We start from the raw sequence: 14,328 nt of genomic DNA, 5'->3' as shown, positions 1-14,328 counted from the left end.
CGGCACGATGGCCAACGACCAGTTTGCAGCCCTGTACGTGCGCAATGGCACGCTTCATATTCGGGACGACAGTGGCGGCCACTGGACCGCGGCCTTTCATTCGCGAAGCGGACAGCCGTACCACCGGCCCATCGGCAGAGCGGGCATGAAGCTGTATGGCCGGCCTACAGGCAACTACGGCTTCTTCACTCACGGCGTCAGGTCGTTCCGGCATGGGCTGATGAATGCGGCCCTGCAGGAAGGCGCGTGGGCCTGGTACACCGGCCTTGGAGGCACGAAGGAGCAGAGCGGCACCGTCGCACACACCTATGTTCCCGCCAGGGCTCACACCGTGGCGATGACCCAGGCCACAAGCGATGAACTCGGCGAGGCCTTGTCGGCCACGGCCTACGCGCGGCGCGGGCATGGCGCGGCCGGGACGCGCGGGCACAGCACCATCAACTACGAGTGGTGCCACTTGGTGGCCCACGGGCTCGGCGGATCGGACGTTCCCGACAATCTGGTTGCCGCGACATGCTTTCAGAACACGGAGCAACTCATCATCGAGTCTGTGCTCTATGAATACCGCATGGAGGGTCTGCAGATCAAGGTGTCGGCGAAGCTGGCAAGCGGCACGGATCATCTGGCCGAGTCCATTTATTACGAGATTCTGCTCGGTGGACAACGCGTCTACGGCCGCACCATGGATGCGCGTCGAGCCACCAACGTGAGCTATTCGGAAGTCGGCAACATTGCTCGAGAAATCCGGGTTGGCCTCAATAATGGGCTGGCGTCTGCGTTTCCGGTGGACGACGTAGATCAGGACCTCATCGACCACGCTCGGAATGTCTGGAATCTGAAGAAGGCCGAAGACTGGGTCGGCGAACTCTCAGCCTCTGAATCCGTTCCATGACTTTCGTCCCTTTTCTGCAGCCTGCCCGCACCCGATCATGTGGTCAGCCGCTCGAGCGCGGTGAGTGCACCACATGCCGCCTCCGATCACACTCAAATCACCACTGGCTTCTGATGACCTGCTTTTCGAGTCGATGAGATTGTCGGCGGGCCTAAGCATGCTCGGCGGGATTGAGCTCGGCTTGGTCAGCAAGAAGCCTGACATCAAGCCAGAGGATCTTCTCGGCAAACCCGTCACGGTGACCATTCAGCTGCGCGACGATGCCAAGCGCCACATCAATGGGTTCGTGACGCGCTTCGGCGCCGGTGTGCATCGCGGCAGCTACTTCACTTATCAGGCGACGGTGAGCAGTTGGCTGTGGTTTCTGACGCGCACTGCCGACTGCCGCATCTTCCAGGAGCAGAGCGTCCCCGACATCGTCAAGAAGGTGTTCGAAGACCACGGCGTTGCCGACTTCGAGTTCAAGCTGTTTCGCAGCTATCGCAACTGGGTGTACTGCGTGCAGTACCGCGAGACTGATTTCAACTTCGTCGCGAGGTTGATGGAGCACGAGGGCATCTATTGGTACTTCGAGCACAGCGACGGCAAGCACAAGCTGGTGCTTATGGATTCGCAGAGTGCTCACGATGCGGCGCCGACATGCGACACGCTGCCCTACATAGAGCAGGGGGCCGATACATCGCCCGACACCGAATGCATATCTCAGTGGAGCTTCTCGCGCGAAGTGCGCAGCGGCAAGGTGGCGCTGACGAGCTACGACTTCGAACGCCCTTCGACCGATCTCAAGGTCAAGGCCGATAAGACACGGTCGCACAGCTTGTCGGACTACGAGGTCTTCGACTTCCAGGGCGACTATGTGCAATCTGCCGACGGTTCGCAGTGGGCCGAGGACCGCATGGATGAACTGCAGACGCCGTTCCAGACGCTGCAGGGCGCATCTAACGCGCATGGCATTGAGGTCGGGCATTTGCTCAAGCTCAGCCACCATCCGCGCAAGGATCAAAACGACCAGTACCTGATCACTACGCTGTCGATGCATGCGCAGGTGGATGGCTACGAGTCGGGCAACTTGGCGGGACGGCTGCATTGCGAGTTCTCCGCCATCCCGGCGGTTCAACAGTTTCGTCCGGCGCGGGTCACGCCCAAGCCTTTCGTGCAGGGACCGCAGACGGCGGTGGTGGTGGGGCCAGGCGGTGAGGAGATCTTCACTGACAAGTTCGGGCGCGTGAAGCTGCAGTTTCACTGGGACCGGTACGGGAAGAAGAACGAGAAGAGTTCATGCTGGGTGCGCGTGTCGCATCCGTGGGCGGGGAAGAACTTCGGCATGGTCGACATCCCGCGCATCGGGCAGGAGGTCGTGGTTGATTTTCTGGAGGGTGATCCGGATCAGCCGCTGATCACGGGACGGGTCTACAACGCGGAGCAGATGCCGCCGTGGGATTTGCCGGCCAATGCGACTCAATCAGGGATTCTCACGCGCTCTAGCAAGGGTGGCGGCTACGGCAATGCCAACGCGATCCGCTTCGAGGACAAGCAGGGCGCCGAAGAGCTCTGGCTGCATGCCGAGAAAGACCAGCTGACCGAGGTCGAGAACGACGAGACCAAGTGGGTCGGCCGCGACCGCAGCAAGACCATCGACCGCGACGAGAAGGTGCACGTCAAGCACGACCGCACCGAGAACGTCGACAACAACGAGACGATCACGATCGGCGTCGACCGCACCGAGAAGGTCGGCAACAACGAAGACATCACGATCGGTGTTAACCGCAACGAGAAGGTCGGCAGCAACGAGACCATCGCGATCGGTGCGAACCGCACCGAGACGGTGGGCGCGAACGAGACGATCACGATCGGCAGCAACCGCACCGTGACCATCGGCGCGAGCAAGACCGAGACGGTGGCGCTGCAGCGCACGCGCGCGGTCGGCATCAACGAGACGGTGGCGATCGGCGCCGCGCAGGAAGTGGTGGTCGGCGCTGCGCAGAGCATCTCGGTGGGCGCCACGCGCTCGGTCACGGTGGGCATCAACGAGAGCCACTCGATCGGCGCGAAGCAGAGCATCGACGTCGGCTCCGACCGCAGCCTGAGCGTCGGCGGCAAGCAGAGCGTGCAGGTGGCCAAGGCCCGCAGCACCACGATCGGCGAGGACAACACGCTGAAGGTGGGCAAGAACTACGTCCTCGAGGCGGCCGACTCCATCACGCTGAAGACCGGCAGCGCCAGCATCACGATGAAGAAGGACGGCACGATCACCATCAAGGGCAAGGACATCACGGTGGAGGGCTCGGGCAAGATCAACGTGAAGGCGAGCAGCGACATCGTGATGAAGGGCTCCAAGATTCTGCAGAACTGAGGCACACGATGAGCGGCCGCGACACGCTGGACCAACAACTTCTCGACGCGCATGCGCGCGAGGAAGCCACCCCCAGCGGCGACCCGGTCGATGCGCTGCATCCGCTGCTGCAGTCGCGCGCGGCGGTGCTGCGCAGCGAACCGCTGCCGTCGGTGGTGATCGGCGAACTGATCGCGATCACCGACGACGGCGCAACGCCGCTGGTGCTCTACCCCGGCCAGCCGGGCACGAGCGCGTTGCGCGCACGCGCGGTGCTCGACCTGCACGGCGCGCACATCGGTGCGCAGGTGACGTTGATGTTCGAAAACGGCGATGCGGCGTTGCCGATCGTCACCGGCGTGCTGCGCCCGGCCGCCGGCTGGCCGCTGGCCGACCGGCCCGACCGGGTGCAGCTCGACAGCGACGGCCAGCGCATGCTGGTCAGCGCCAAGAAAGAGCTGACGCTGCGCTGCGGCAAGGCCAGCATCACGCTGACCGAGGCCGGCAAGGTGCTGATCCAGGGCAGCTACGTGTCGAGCCGCTCCACCGGCGTCAACCGCATCAAGGGCGGCTCGGTGCAACTGAACTGAGCCCTCGGCGGCAGTACCCACATGGAGCTGATCAACGCGACCCGCATGACGGCGGGCTACAACATGGGGCTCGAGCGGAGCGGCCGCGAGTCGCTCGTGGTCGTCATCAAGGGCACCTTCCGATTCCCGCAGGCCGGCGAGCCGGCAACGCATTTCGCGCTGCACGACGAGCAGTTGCCACTGGTGACGGCCGACACCTTCACCGGCGAGCCGGGGCTGTCGGCACCGGTGTACGAGGTCGACTTCGCGCCGCGCAAGCCGCGCGTGGACGTGCTGCTGCTGGGCAGCGCGCACGCGCCGCACGGCCGGCCGGCCACGCGCGTGGAGACCGGCATCCGCATCGGCAGCTGGAGCAAGCGCATCGCGGTGGTCGGCGCGCGGCAATGGGATTGCGGGCTGGTCACGCTGCGCGCGGCGCCGGCCGAGCCGTTCGTCACGCAGCCGATCAGCTACGACGTGGCCTATGGCGGCGCCGACCTGGCGCATGAAGACCCGTCGCAGCATGCGGCCTACATGGCCAACCCGGTGGGCGTGGGCTTCCACAAGCACCTGAAGAAGGCCTGGGTCGACGGCAAACCGCTGCCGCGCACCGAGGAGATCGGGCGCAGCGTCAGCGACCCCGACAGCGACTACGCGCCGATGTCGTACGGGCCGCTCGGGCGCGGCTGGTCGTCGCGCTCGCGCTTTGCGGGCACCTACGACGACGAGTGGCTCGACAAGCATTTCCCCTTCCTGCCGCCGGATTTCGACGCGCAGTATTTCCAGGCGGCGCCGCTCGACCAGCAACTGCCGCTGGAGTCGTTCGCCGGCGGGCCGGTGGAGGTGGCGCTGGCGAACCTGACGCCCGACGGGCTGACGCGCTTCACGATCCCGAACCTGGTGGCGCCGGTGCACGTGTTTCCGAAGAACGGGGCGCGTGAGGACTACACCGCGACGCTGGACACCATCGTGATCGAGCCGGAGCTGCAGCGGTTCAGCCTGACGTGGCGGGTGGCGCGGCCGCTGAGGAAGAACATGCACGAGATCGCCCAGGTGCTGGTGGGCAAGAAGGGGCGGGAGTGGTGGCAGCAGCGGGATCGCGTCAACTTCCCGATTCCGGTCGTGATGGTGCCGATGAACCCCCGCGAGCCATCGACTGCTTGAGCCCATGAACTCTCCTCAGATCGCCATCAGGCGCACCGGCCTGGTCACCAGCGTCGGCCTGGACGCCGCCTCGTCGTGCGCTGCCATGCGCGCCAAGATCACGCAGCCGAGCGAAACCCGGTTCATGACCTCCGACGGCACCTGGATCCAGGGCCACGCCGTGCCGCTCGAGAAGGCCTGGCGCGGACACGGCAAGCTCGTTCGCATGGCCGCGATGGCCATCGACGAGTGCCTGCAGGGCGTGGCGCGGGACACCTGGCCCGGGATCGCGCTGCTGCTGTGCGTCGCCGAGCGCGAGCGGCCGGGGCGGCCCGCCGGGCTCGAGGACCGCTTGTTCGACGATATCCAGACGGCACTCGGTGCGCGGTTTTCGCCGGCCTCGGCCGTCGTGCCGCACGGCCGCGTCAGTGCCGCGGTCGCACTGGCTTCAGCACGAAACCTGCTGCAGCAGGGCGTCTGCAGCCAGGTGGTGATTGCCGCTGCCGACAGCCTGCTCGGCGGCCCCAGCATCCAGTCCTTCCAGCGCGCCGGACGCCTGCTCACGCCGACCCAGTCCGACGGCTTCATGCCCGGCGAGGCCGGTGGCGCCGTGCTGGTCGGCCTGGCCCCGGTCGCCGGCGAACTGGCCTGCAGCGGCGTCGGCTTCGGCGTCGAAGCGGCCCATCTCGAATCCGGCGAGCCGCTGCGTGCCGATGGCCTGGCGGCTGCGATCCGGCAGGCCCTGGCAGATGCCGGTCGGGAGATGCACGACATGGATTTCCGCATCACCGATGTTTCCGGCGAGCAGTACTACTTCAAGGAGGCTGCGCTCGCGCTGTCGCGCACGATGCGACAGCGCAAGGACGCCTTCGACATCTGGCATCCGGCCGAGAGCATCGGCGAGGCAGGCGCAGCGGCCGGCCTCGCCGTGCTGGCGGTGGCGCACGCCGCCTGCCGCAAGGGCTACACGCTCGGGCCGAACATCCTGATGCACCTGGCCAACGACAGCGGCCAGCGCGCCGCGGCCATTCTTCATTCGGTGGGCAGCACATGAGCAACCAGGTCTACGCCAACAACATGGAGGTGTCCTGCAAGTCGGCGGCGGGCAAGGCGATCTGTGCGTTCCCGGACGTCTGCTTCACGCCGCCGCTGACACCGGCCACGCCACCCGGCGTGCCGATCCCCTATCCGAACACCGGCATGGCGTCGGACTGCAGCGACGGATCCACCAGCGTCACCATCTCCGGCAAGGAGGTGATGCTGAAGAACAAGTCGTACTTCAAGAAGAGTTCCGGCGACGAAGCCGGCTCGGCCCCCAAGAAGGGCGTGGTCACCAGCAAGATCACCGGCAAGGTGTACTTCAATGCGTGGTCCATGGACGTGAAGGTGGAAGGCGAGAACGTCGTGCGCCACCTGGACCTGACGACGCACAACCACGGCTCCGTTCCCGGCAACACGCCGACCTGGCCCTACATGGACGAGATGGACATCGTCGTCTGGATTGCCTGCCAGGAAGACATGGGGAAGGAGCACGACGCGTGCAAGGATTGCGCGCCGCGCAACCCGGATGGGCCGGACCCCTGCAAGACGGCCGATGCATCGCTGGTGAATGGTGCCAAGCCGCGCTCGGCCAGCGGTGCCGACGACTACTCGAAGGCGATCATGGGCAGCGAATGCTCGAAGACGCAGCGCTGCATGCTCCAGCCCTACGACAAGACGAAGGACGGCAAGCCGGGCTGCTGCGAAGGGCAGACCGGCCACCACCTGGTGGAAGCCAGCTCCTTCATGATCGACCGCACGGGCAAGAACTCGAAGAACCCGGGCATCCTCGACAAGACGAGCTACGACCCCGACAAGGCACCCTGCATCTGCGTGGAAGGCTGCAACCAGTACCACGGCACGCACGGCCTCATGCACACCTTCCAGAGCACCGCGGCCATCGACACCGCAACGCCCGGTACCCTGTCGTTCGTGCGCGCCGACGGGACCAACGCGACCCCGACCTTCGAGAAGACCACGACCTATGGCGAAGCCAAGAGCCAGGCGATTGCGGCCGTCGGCCAGACCTTCCCCGGGCAGTGCGATCCGAAGTGCCTCGAGGCGCAGCTCGATGCGTATCACAATCAGTCGGACATCAGCGACTCGACGCCCTGCAAGAGCGTGATCACGGGGCACACCGGTGACGAATGGGTTCAGAAAGCCCACGCAAAGGCAGCAGATCTCCGCGGACTCCACGGTGGATCGCTGTAGCTTCGCACTCTTCATCATTTTGGAAAGCAAATGAATTCACCCAAAGGCCATCTCAGCCGACAGAACGCATTCGTTGACGTTTGCGTGGGACCTGACAACAGCGTCGGTGTGGCACTCGCCAACGACGACATGATCAAGAGCGGCATGCCCTTCGGGTTTTTGTCAGTCCGTCGCGGCGACGTATGGCTCGAGGGTGGAGGCACCACCTGGGATGCCGCAGCGGTGGCCACCACACAACGTCCGTTGAACCAGTTCGCACTGATCGGCCCCCAGGGCCAGGCGCATTTCGCCGGATCGGGTGACAGGCACGTCGAACAGATCGCGGACGGCGCGCATTCGCCCAAAGACTATGGACTGATCCGCTGTGCTCGCAACATCGGCGGAACCGTGCTGGCCTGCGGCATGAAGAAGCAGGTCTATCGCCGCGAGAATGCCAACCGCTGGGTCTGCATCTCGGCCGACATCATCGGCGGGCCCGGTGTGCACGGGTTCGAGTCCATCGACGGCTTCGCGGCCGACGACATCTATGCTGTCGGTTGGAACGGCGAGATCTGGCGCTACGACGGCAGTGCCTGGCACCAGTGCGACAGCCCGTACGGCGAACTGCTGGTCGACGTCTGCTGCGCCGGCGATGGCCGTGTCTATGCGATCGGCCGTGGCCAGACGCTGGTGGTCGGGCGCGGCGACGCGTGGACGGCGCGAGCCACCGAGCTGCCGGTCGAGCTGTCGTCGCTGTGCTGGTTCCAGGGCAAGCTGTATGCCGCCTCCACGCGCGACATCTTCGTGCTGGATGAAGCCGGCCAGTTCGTGCCCATCGCCATTCCCGACGACTTCCCCCGCACCTGCGGCGCGCTGGCCACCAACGGCCACATCCTCGCCTCGGCCGGCGAGCGCGACCTCTTCACGTTCGACGGTGCGACCTGGCGCCGGCTCGACTGACAGCCCCATGCTGACGTTCACACGGACCCCGATCCAGGGCGTCGTCCAGCAGCACCTGGAGGACGTGATCTCGCTGCGGGGCACCCGCTCGGTGCTGGTGCGTGCGCCGCACGTCAAGCTGCATCAGTTGCAGCGCCTGGACGAGCGGCTCGCGGCCGGCATCGACGGCCTGTGGCCAAAAGCTGGGGTCAGGTCTTGATTCTTTCCACCATGCATCCCAGACTCCGCCCATGGCCCGCCCCCTGCGCATCGAACTCCCAGGCGCCGTTTACCACGTCACCTCCCGTGGCGACAGGCGCGAGTCGATCTTTGCCGATGACGTAGACCGCGAAGATTTTCTGGCTGTGCTGGCAGTTGCACTCGACCGCTTCGATGCTCAAGCGTTGGCCTACTGTTTGATGGGCAATCACTACCACTTGGTGCTGTACACACGCCAAGCCAACTTGTCACTGCTGATGCGTCAGATCAACGGCGCTTACACCCAGCGCTTCAATCGGCGCCACGGCAAGGTCGGTCATGTATTCCAATGTCGATTCAAAGCGATCCTGGTTGACCGTGAGGCCTATCTGCTCGAGCTTTGCCGCTATGTCGAACTGAACCCGGTACGCGCAGGCATGGTGGGGCAACCCGGGCTGTGGCGTTGGTCTAGCTATTTGTCACACATCGGCCAGCGGCATGCGCCTGCCTGGCTGGACACCCCGGGCCTGCACCGATTCATGTTGGGGAGCGGGGTGGATACAGCCGCCGATCACGCCGCCGCTGCGGCGCGCTACGCCGAATGGGTGGCCGCGGCGCCCGACGTTCGGTTGTGGGACGAAGGCTTGCGCCAGCAAATCTACCTGGGCGATGCCGACTTCGTTGAGCGCATGCAAGCCTTGGCGAGCAGCCAGAATGCAAACGACCGCAACATACCGAAAGTTCAGCGCACCCGAACAAAGACGATGGCCGATTGGCTAGAGGCGGCGGGCAGTGTCGAAGAGGCGCTCTACCGCGGCCACCGCGAAGGTGGCTTGACCTTGACCGCCATGGCGGCTGAAGTGGGCCGCACGGTATCGTGGGCAAGCAAGGCAGTTGCGCGCTTTGCGAGGGCGAACGGAGTCTGGTTGAGAAATGTCGCCGCTCAGGCCGGCGGTTGAGAACCGCGCAAATCGCCGCTGCGGCTTTTATGGCAGCCTCTGGCTACGCTTTGCTTCCGAGACCGCCCACCCAGCTGGTTTCGATGACTTTCGTTCATTGATTGCGGGTAATACCTCGGTAACGATCGCCCTAGTTTCTAAAAATTCATGAGCGACGAACACCGCCCAGCGGGCGCTGAAGCAAATCAGAAGTTTGAATGACAGGCCTTCAGCGCGCCGTGATACCGACCGTCGTCTTCCAGCATCTGGAAGACGCGACCGCCCTACGTTCGGTGCGTGCCGTGCTTGTTCGTGCACCCCACGTGAAGCTGCTTCACCTTGGCCGCACGGACGAGCGCCTCGCTGCGCATCTCGACGGGCTGTCGATCTCAGGCGACTACGGCGCTGGCTTGAGCCAAGCCGCACTCGATGTTCCCGGCTTCGGCCAGTTGTTCGTGGCCGCTGTGCTCGCCATTGAGCGACGTGATTTGACGCAGATCGAGCGCCTGATGTCGCTCCTTGACGTTGTGCCCGATGCGGCCCGAGCCGTGTCGACAAAACTCACCGCCTGGTGGCACAAGCACAGCGGGCAGTTCCCCTCAGGTACACGCCTCTTCCCAGGTGCACCGCCCACGACCAACCACCGCTTCAAAGTGCTCAAAGAACACACCCAGCGCAGACGCATGGCCGCGGCCCTGTACATGAGCCTGCTTAAACCCGGCGCTGTACTCTTCAACTGCGCAGCACCCACGCGTCGACAAGAGCGCCTGCTGGCGCAAATGGAGTCGTGATGCCAAGCATCGATGCGCGCTTGATCTTTGCCGTTCTCGGCCCGCTGTTCCTTCTGCTCGCCGCCTGGAGCTATTCGCGCGCCGGCAGTCTGGTGCCGCAAGCCAAAACCTGGCTCATCATCGGCATCTTCTTCAGCGCCGTTGCCGCCTGGCTGTGGTTCGGCCCCGGCCATCCCCTTGAAGTCGTTGCGGCGACTTTGGTCACCGGACAGGGGCGGTTTGCACGCCTAGGTGTGCCACGAATGCATCCAGTGGCTGTAGGAGGATGCAATGCAAACGCCATGTCAGGCACTTGTTCCCCGCGCCGAGCGAAGACCTGTCTGCTTCGGGGTCAAGTCTTGTTTTTTTCCTTCGACTGCTTCAAGGCACAGGCTCCGGGTGCCGTTGATTTCCGAATGTGCATCGCGTGGGCTCATCTGGTGGCCTTCCTAGCGGGCCGGGATCGTGAAGCGGTCCAGATTGTTGGCAATCGGTAGTAGTAGCGCAGAGCCGTCTCATCGAAGGTGAAATTTGTGTGTCGCAGAACGCTTTAGACATGTCAGCGGGATCGACCGATGATCTGTCCGGGCCAACTGGCCCAAGCAATTCGACAATCTCACTATTTGAACTCTGCCACGGTGTCTTGCGATGGACATGCTGATCAAGCTCTACGAATCCGCTGGCAATTGGGCGACGGGGGACGATCGTTCCCACCCCGAGATAGTGCTTCGCAAGCCGCGTGGTTCCGAGCACACGCTCCTCGAGCGATGGGTCGAAGACTGCATCGCGCCCATCTGGCTCAGCGAAGTCCGTGCCGCTCTGACCAACCGACCTGTCACCCTCTTCATCGCCCTACGTGATACCGACATCCTCGGCTTCGCCTGCTATGACGCCACCGCTCGAGGATTCATCGGCCCGATCGGGGTCGTTGAATCCGCCCGCAACCAAGGCATTGGATCCGCGCTACTCCTCGCCTGCCTCCAAGACATGCGCTCCGCCGGTTACGGCTACGCCATCGCCGGTCATGTCGGTGCTCCCGACTTCTTCCGCCGCGTAGCGGGCGCAATCGAAATCCCCGACTCCACCCCTGGCTTCTACGCCGGCATGCTGAGATGATGATTGACTGATGTCGTGCAGCCGTGCACTTGCGAACCTAGGAGTCTGCGCGGCAGAAGCCCGGTGCTTCAAAAACCATCATTTTTGGGGGTCGCTTCACCATTGCCCTAGTCGGAAAAATCGAACCAGCGCGATTCTGAAGCCTCGAAAATTTCGTCAGAGATTTCGATTTCTTCTGCCGCGCAGACTCCTAGCGCTGCCCCACATCCGCCCTCACCACCACATCCTCCAAATTGATCACCACCGCGTTGTCCTTCCCCGGCACCAGGTTCACCATTCCTCGCCACTGCGCCCGGTCGATTTCACGATACGCCACCACTACTCCCAGACCCCGCACCTCCGGTCCCAAGAGCTTGTTGATCGACTTGCTCTCCCCTGGTTCAAGCATGAACTCCTCGCGTGCGACGAGCTCGCTGCCCAGCACCGAGCGGTCTTTCTCGTACAGCGACATGAAGTCGGCCGTGTCAAAAGGTGCGGCCGACTTCAATTCGTACAGCCGCACCACCACCGGCGATGCGCGGCCGTGGATGTTGGGGTTCAAATGGGCTGCAGCGACAACGCTGATTGATAGCTTCGGCGGCGGCGGCGCGGGTAGTGGTTTGGGCGGCGGTGGTGGTAGCGGTGGCGGTTTAGGTGCCATGAGCGAGCAGCCGGCACCCAAGGTGACGATGCCCAAGGTCATCGTCACGCAGAAGGCCCTGCGAAGACGCTGGTGCAACGCGCCGGTGCGGTTCTCGCTCGGCGCCGAGCTGGCAGGTGACCGGATCTTGTTCACGGCAGTTTGATCCCTCTCTGTGCCGCAAGAGTAGTCAGCCCACCTCGCTTTGGCAGCGTGACTTAGGTCACCCGCTTCACCACATCGCACTTCGACCGCTTGCCTCACGACGATTGCACCCCCTAATGCGTCAACCGTGTCGAAGGTCTTCTCCCACGTTCTAGGGAGGAACAAGATGGCAAAAGCGAGTACGTTCCCATCGCTGACTCAGTGGAGGTTGCGCTCGCAGTCCAAGATCAACGTGAGGGGAAGACGATATGCCATCCAATGCAAGCATCATGCTGTCGTCGCACACCGCAGCCGGAGTTCCCGCCATGAGCCGTCATCCCGAGCCCGATGATGACGATCGCACCGTCATTCATCCGCTGGGTACATTGCCAACGCCCCCACGAGCCCTCGACGCGTCACAGGTCAGCGTCAACGGCAATGCGCTGCCGATCGGCACGGTGCTGCACGAATTCGAGATCATCAGCGTACTCGGCGAAGGCGGCTTTGGCATCGTCTACCTGGCGCACGACCGTTCGCTGCAGCGCCGCGTCGCGCTAAAGGAATACATGCCGTCGGGGATGGCCGCACGCGTCGGTCGCACGCATGTGTCGCTGAAGTCAGAACACCATCGCGAGACTTTCGAGATCGGACTCAGGAGCTTCGTGAACGAGGCGCGTCTGCTTGCACAGTTCGATCATCCATCGCTGGTCAAGGTCTACCGCTTTTGGGAGGAGAACTGCACCGCCTACATGGCGATGCCCTATTACGAAGGGTCCACGCTGCGCGACCGTCTGCGGAGCATGCCGTCGCCCCCTGACGAAGCGTGGCTGTTGGCGTTGCTCTCTGCCCTGACCGAAGCGCTTGCCGTGATCCATGCCGAGCAGTGCTACCACCGCGACATTTCGCCTGACAACATCATTCTGCTGGCCGGCAGCGGCCGGCCGTTGCTGTTGGACTTCGGCGCGGCGCGCCGTGTCATCGGCGACATGACGCAGGCCTTCACGGTGATCCTGAAGCAAGGCTATGCGCCACTGGAGCAGTACGCGGAAGTGCCGAACATGAAGCAAGGCCCGTGGACCGATGTCTACGCACTCGCCGCGGTGATGCACTTCGCGATCCTCGGGCGCACGCCGCCCCCGGCCGTGGCGCGGATCGTCTACGACGACTACGTGCCGCTCGCGACGGCGGCGGCAGGGCGCTACAGCGCCCGCCTGTTGGGCGCCATCGATCGGGCGCTGGCCCTGCGGCCCGAGGACAGGACGCGATCCATCGACGATCTGCGCAAGGACCTGGGCCTCGGCACGCATGTGGTCTCGGCGCACGCGTCATTGCCGCAGGCACCTGAAAGCGGGAAGAGCATGACCCGCGCGCTGGGGTCTATCCACCGTCCCTCCGTCCGGATCGTTGTGGGTGTCGCAGCGCTGGTCGCGGCGCTGGCCACCATGGCCTTCTTCGCGTTGACGGGCGGTTTGACACAAAGGGAGCAGGCAGCGGCCACTAGGCGAACGACTGCAGAAGCACCTGTGGCTGCGGTTCCATCTCCGAGGGTGCCACCTGCTATCTCCCGCACCTTGCTCGACGAGTTCGACCGTATCGTGCAGGCAGGCTCCGCTGGTTTCGACATCAGTGCAGTGCCGGCACGACAGCAGTTGCGCATCGGTCATGACAGGTTGTCGTTCACGCTCAGTTCGCAACGCGACGGGTATGTCTACGTCCTTGTGAGCGGGCCTGATGGTTCGTTGATGCTGCTGTTCCCCAACGACAAGGCGCCAGGCAACCGGATCAGGGCGGGACAGAAGCTGGTGCTTCCGCAATCGTCGTGGTTGCTCGATACGTTGGAGCCGGCCGGTCCCGAACACTTCCTGGTGCTGGTGTCGGAATTCCCGCGAGACTTCTCGAGTCTGGCCGCTGGTCGTCAGGACTGGTTCATGAAGCTGCGCAGCGATGCCGAGGTGCTTTCGCGGGATTTCAGTGGGCCGCGGTCAGCACTGGCCGGAAAGTCTCAGTGCCAAGGGGCAGACTGCGATGTCTACGGCGCGGCTCGCTTTGACGTCGATCTCGTTCGATAGCGGTTCGGACCGGAGTTGCCGAGCTGCTTTTTACGAAGGCGTCCAGACGGCGGGTTGAGGCTTCGATACCTCAGCCCGAACGGGGAGCGGGATAGCCCGAACGGGGTCGGGATGGCCCGAACGGGGAGCCGGGGAGGTAGTCTGAATGACGCGCCGGTGAAGCCGTGATGTCATGAATCTCGCAGCGAAGCCCATAGTCCGTTCGGGCTGAGGTATCGAAGCCTCAACCCGCGGTGGAGGGCGTCGATACCTCAGCCCGAACGGGGGCGGGCCCGAACAGGGAGCCGGGGAGGTAGTTTGAATGACGCGCCGGTGAAGTCGTGATGTCATGAATCACGCAGCGAAGCCCATAGTCCGTTCGGGCTGAGGT

14 protein-coding genes are annotated in these 14,328 nt (G+C 64.0%); 13 read left to right on the top strand and 1 reads right to left on the bottom strand.

What is annotated here, in order from left to right; all coding sequences use genetic code 11:
* The first annotated feature begins 7 nt into the window (after nucleotides 1-7).
* The 12 genes from AC30NL_RS08985 to AC30NL_RS08930 all read left to right on the top strand — a co-directional run bounded on the left by AC30NL_RS08985 (nucleotide 8) and on the right by AC30NL_RS08930 (nucleotide 11,126).
* On the top strand, nucleotides 8-892 hold the full coding sequence (locus AC30NL_RS08985) for a hypothetical protein (protein ID WP_489463662.1): 885 nt from the start codon (nucleotides 8-10) through the stop codon (nucleotides 890-892).
* Nucleotides 893-965: 73 nt separating this feature from the next.
* Nucleotides 966-3,245, top strand: a complete 2,280-nt coding sequence (locus AC30NL_RS08980) for a type VI secretion system Vgr family protein (protein WP_489463661.1) — start codon at nucleotides 966-968, stop codon at nucleotides 3,243-3,245.
* An 8-nt stretch (nucleotides 3,246-3,253) separates the two neighbouring features.
* Nucleotides 3,254-3,814 (top strand): DUF6484 domain-containing protein, encoded by a 561-nt coding sequence (locus AC30NL_RS08975; protein WP_489463660.1) that lies wholly within the window; start codon nucleotides 3,254-3,256, stop codon nucleotides 3,812-3,814.
* Nucleotides 3,815-3,835: 21 nt separating this feature from the next.
* On the top strand, nucleotides 3,836-4,957 hold the full coding sequence (locus AC30NL_RS08970; protein WP_489463659.1) for a DUF2169 family type VI secretion system accessory protein: 1,122 nt from the start codon (nucleotides 3,836-3,838) through the stop codon (nucleotides 4,955-4,957).
* A gap of 4 nt (nucleotides 4,958-4,961) precedes the next feature.
* Nucleotides 4,962-5,990: a beta-ketoacyl synthase N-terminal-like domain-containing protein gene (locus tag AC30NL_RS08965; protein WP_489463658.1), complete on the top strand. Its 1,029-nt coding sequence runs from the start codon at nucleotides 4,962-4,964 to the stop codon at nucleotides 5,988-5,990.
* Nucleotides 5,987-7,186, top strand: a complete 1,200-nt coding sequence (locus AC30NL_RS08960) for a PAAR-like domain-containing protein (protein ID WP_489463657.1) — start codon at nucleotides 5,987-5,989, stop codon at nucleotides 7,184-7,186. Before AC30NL_RS08965 ends, AC30NL_RS08960 begins: the two co-directional genes overlap by 4 nt.
* Before the next feature lie 30 nt (nucleotides 7,187-7,216).
* On the top strand, nucleotides 7,217-8,125 hold the full coding sequence (locus AC30NL_RS08955; protein ID WP_489463656.1) for a hypothetical protein: 909 nt from the start codon (nucleotides 7,217-7,219) through the stop codon (nucleotides 8,123-8,125).
* A 7-nt stretch (nucleotides 8,126-8,132) separates the two neighbouring features.
* Nucleotides 8,133-8,324 (top strand): hypothetical protein, encoded by a 192-nt coding sequence (locus AC30NL_RS08950; protein WP_489463655.1) that lies wholly within the window; start codon nucleotides 8,133-8,135, stop codon nucleotides 8,322-8,324.
* A gap of 31 nt (nucleotides 8,325-8,355) precedes the next feature.
* On the top strand, nucleotides 8,356-9,261 hold the full coding sequence (locus AC30NL_RS08945; RefSeq protein ID WP_489463654.1) for a transposase: 906 nt from the start codon (nucleotides 8,356-8,358) through the stop codon (nucleotides 9,259-9,261).
* A gap of 197 nt (nucleotides 9,262-9,458) precedes the next feature.
* Nucleotides 9,459-10,031: a hypothetical protein gene (locus tag AC30NL_RS08940; RefSeq protein WP_489463653.1), complete on the top strand. Its 573-nt coding sequence runs from the start codon at nucleotides 9,459-9,461 to the stop codon at nucleotides 10,029-10,031.
* Nucleotides 10,031-10,507, top strand: coding sequence for a hypothetical protein (locus AC30NL_RS08935; protein ID WP_489463652.1), 477 nt, complete (start codon nucleotides 10,031-10,033; stop codon nucleotides 10,505-10,507). Before AC30NL_RS08940 ends, AC30NL_RS08935 begins: the two co-directional genes overlap by 1 nt.
* 151 nt (nucleotides 10,508-10,658) lie before the next feature.
* Nucleotides 10,659-11,126: a GNAT family N-acetyltransferase gene (locus AC30NL_RS08930; RefSeq protein ID WP_489463651.1), complete on the top strand. Its 468-nt coding sequence runs from the start codon at nucleotides 10,659-10,661 to the stop codon at nucleotides 11,124-11,126.
* 190 nt (nucleotides 11,127-11,316) lie between these two features.
* Here AC30NL_RS08930 and tssJ read toward each other — a convergent pair whose 3' ends face one another.
* Nucleotides 11,317-11,766, bottom strand: coding sequence for a type VI secretion system lipoprotein TssJ (gene tssJ / locus AC30NL_RS08925; protein WP_489463681.1), 450 nt, complete (start codon nucleotides 11,764-11,766; stop codon nucleotides 11,317-11,319).
* A gap of 449 nt (nucleotides 11,767-12,215) precedes the next feature.
* On the opposite strand from tssJ, the gene AC30NL_RS08920 reads away from it, so the two are divergent.
* Nucleotides 12,216-13,958, top strand: a complete 1,743-nt coding sequence (locus AC30NL_RS08920; RefSeq protein WP_489463650.1) for a serine/threonine protein kinase — start codon at nucleotides 12,216-12,218, stop codon at nucleotides 13,956-13,958.
* The last annotated feature ends 370 nt before the right edge of the window (nucleotides 13,959-14,328 follow it).

The sequence above is a fragment of the Rhizobacter sp. genome (assembly GCA_021153565.1).
GTDB lineage: Bacteria > Pseudomonadota > Gammaproteobacteria > Burkholderiales > Burkholderiaceae_C > Albitalea.
Note: the sequence above shows the minus strand (reverse complement) of the source record. Positions and strands in the feature narration are given on the sequence as shown.

Bases quoted from the DNA above. Each gene is read 5' to 3' on its own strand.
- AC30NL_RS08970 (WP_489463659.1), top strand. From the start codon at position 3,836: ATGGAGCTGATCAACGCGACCCGCATGACGGCGGGCTACAACATGGGG.
- AC30NL_RS08920 (WP_489463650.1), top strand. From the start codon at position 12,216: ATGAGCCGTCATCCCGAGCCCGATGATGACGATCGCACCGTCATTCAT.
- AC30NL_RS08960 (WP_489463657.1), top strand. From the start codon at position 5,987: ATGAGCAACCAGGTCTACGCCAACAACATGGAGGTGTCCTGCAAGTCG.
- AC30NL_RS08945 (WP_489463654.1), top strand. From the start codon at position 8,356: ATGGCCCGCCCCCTGCGCATCGAACTCCCAGGCGCCGTTTACCACGTC.
- tssJ (WP_489463681.1), bottom strand. From the start codon at position 11,766: ATGGCACCTAAACCGCCACCGCTACCACCACCGCCGCCCAAACCACTA.
- AC30NL_RS08930 (WP_489463651.1), top strand. From the start codon at position 10,659: ATGGACATGCTGATCAAGCTCTACGAATCCGCTGGCAATTGGGCGACG.
- AC30NL_RS08965 (WP_489463658.1), top strand. From the start codon at position 4,962: ATGAACTCTCCTCAGATCGCCATCAGGCGCACCGGCCTGGTCACCAGC.
- AC30NL_RS08940 (WP_489463653.1), top strand. From the start codon at position 9,459: ATGACAGGCCTTCAGCGCGCCGTGATACCGACCGTCGTCTTCCAGCAT.
- AC30NL_RS08985 (WP_489463662.1), top strand. From the start codon at position 8: ATGGCCAACGACCAGTTTGCAGCCCTGTACGTGCGCAATGGCACGCTT.
- AC30NL_RS08950 (WP_489463655.1), top strand. From the start codon at position 8,133: ATGCTGACGTTCACACGGACCCCGATCCAGGGCGTCGTCCAGCAGCAC.
- AC30NL_RS08955 (WP_489463656.1), top strand. From the start codon at position 7,217: ATGAATTCACCCAAAGGCCATCTCAGCCGACAGAACGCATTCGTTGAC.
- AC30NL_RS08980 (WP_489463661.1), top strand. From the start codon at position 966: ATGCCGCCTCCGATCACACTCAAATCACCACTGGCTTCTGATGACCTG.
- AC30NL_RS08935 (WP_489463652.1), top strand. From the start codon at position 10,031: ATGCCAAGCATCGATGCGCGCTTGATCTTTGCCGTTCTCGGCCCGCTG.
- AC30NL_RS08975 (WP_489463660.1), top strand. From the start codon at position 3,254: ATGAGCGGCCGCGACACGCTGGACCAACAACTTCTCGACGCGCATGCG.